The sequence below is a fragment of the Psychromarinibacter sediminicola genome (assembly GCF_029168335.1).
In the GTDB taxonomy this organism is placed as follows: Bacteria; Pseudomonadota; Alphaproteobacteria; order Rhodobacterales; family Rhodobacteraceae; genus Psychromarinibacter; species Psychromarinibacter sediminicola.
Map to the genome: position 1 here is coordinate 1 of NZ_JARGYC010000198.1, position 1,141 is coordinate 1,141.

Below are 1,141 nucleotides of genomic sequence, written 5' to 3' on the forward strand. Positions count from 1 at the left end.
GGATTTCCACGGGCCGAGGAAGTTGATGACCTCGGTCTTGAACAGGCCGATGGTGCTTTCGGCGAGGGCGTTGTCGTAGCTGTCGCCGACGCTGCCCACGGAGGTATCGATGCCGGCCTCGGCCAGACGGTCGGTATACTTGATCGACAGGTACTGGCTGCCCCGGTCGGAATGATGGATCAACGCATCTGCATCTGACGGCGTTCTCTGGCAGATCGCCTGGTTCAGGGCATCGAGCACGAACCCCGTGGTCATCGAGGTAGAGACACGCCAGCCCACGATCCGTCGGGCGAAGACGTCGATCACGAAGTCGCCGTAGACCATCCCCTGCCAGGTCGAGACATAGGTGAAATCGCTCACCCAGAGCTGGTTCGGTGTCTGCGCCGCGAAGACACGGTTCACCTTGTCGTCAGGGCAAGGAAGAGCCGTATCCGGATTGGTCGTGATCACCTTCTTGCCGCGCGCAACACCCTGTAATCCCATCGCTTTCATGAGCCTTTCCACGGTGCAGCGGGCGATGTCGTATCCGTCCCGGCGCAGGGCATGCCAAACCTTGCGCGTGCCATAGCGACCGCCGCTTTCGCTGAAGACACGCCGGATTTCCCCGCTGTCGCGCATATCCTGCTGCGCCCGTTTCGATGCCCTGGACGGATCGCGCCGAACGGCCAGCTGTGCGTAATAGGACGAAGGCGCGATCGGCAGCACGCTGCAGATCGACCCGACGCTGAACTCGTCCCGGTACGCATCGATGAAGGAGATCATTTCCTGAACGGGCGGTCGAGTTCCGCCTGGGCGAAATACGCGCTCGCCTTCTTCAGGATCTCGTTCGCTGTCCGTAACTCCCGGACCTCGCGCTCCAGTTCCTTGATCCGGTCCCGCTCGGCACTGGTCAGACCGGGCCGTTCCCCGGCATCGCATTCGGCACGCTGGCACCAGACGCGCAGGCTGTCCGGAGAACAGCCGAGCTTCGGCGCAATCGCCCGATAGGCTGCGTTGTCGCTCGCGTAATCGGCGCGGTGTTCCTGGAAAAGCCGGACGCCGCGCTCACGCAGCTCGGCCGGGTAGGACGGGGTGTAAGATCTCTTGCTCATCACAGGTATCCTTCGAGCTTTCTGCTCTCCGGTAAACCCGGGGCGGTTCA

Annotated in this window: 1 pseudogene and 1 other annotated feature; the pseudogene reads right to left on the bottom strand. The window is 62.6% G+C overall.

What is annotated here, in order from left to right:
• Positions 1-1,091, bottom strand: a pseudogene (locus tag P1J78_RS24915) (IS3 family transposase); the annotation flags it as partial.
• Positions 688-804 (bottom strand) — a sequence feature (AL1L pseudoknot). Its footprint overlaps the pseudogene before it by 117 nt.
• Positions 1,092-1,141 lie beyond the last annotated feature (50 nt).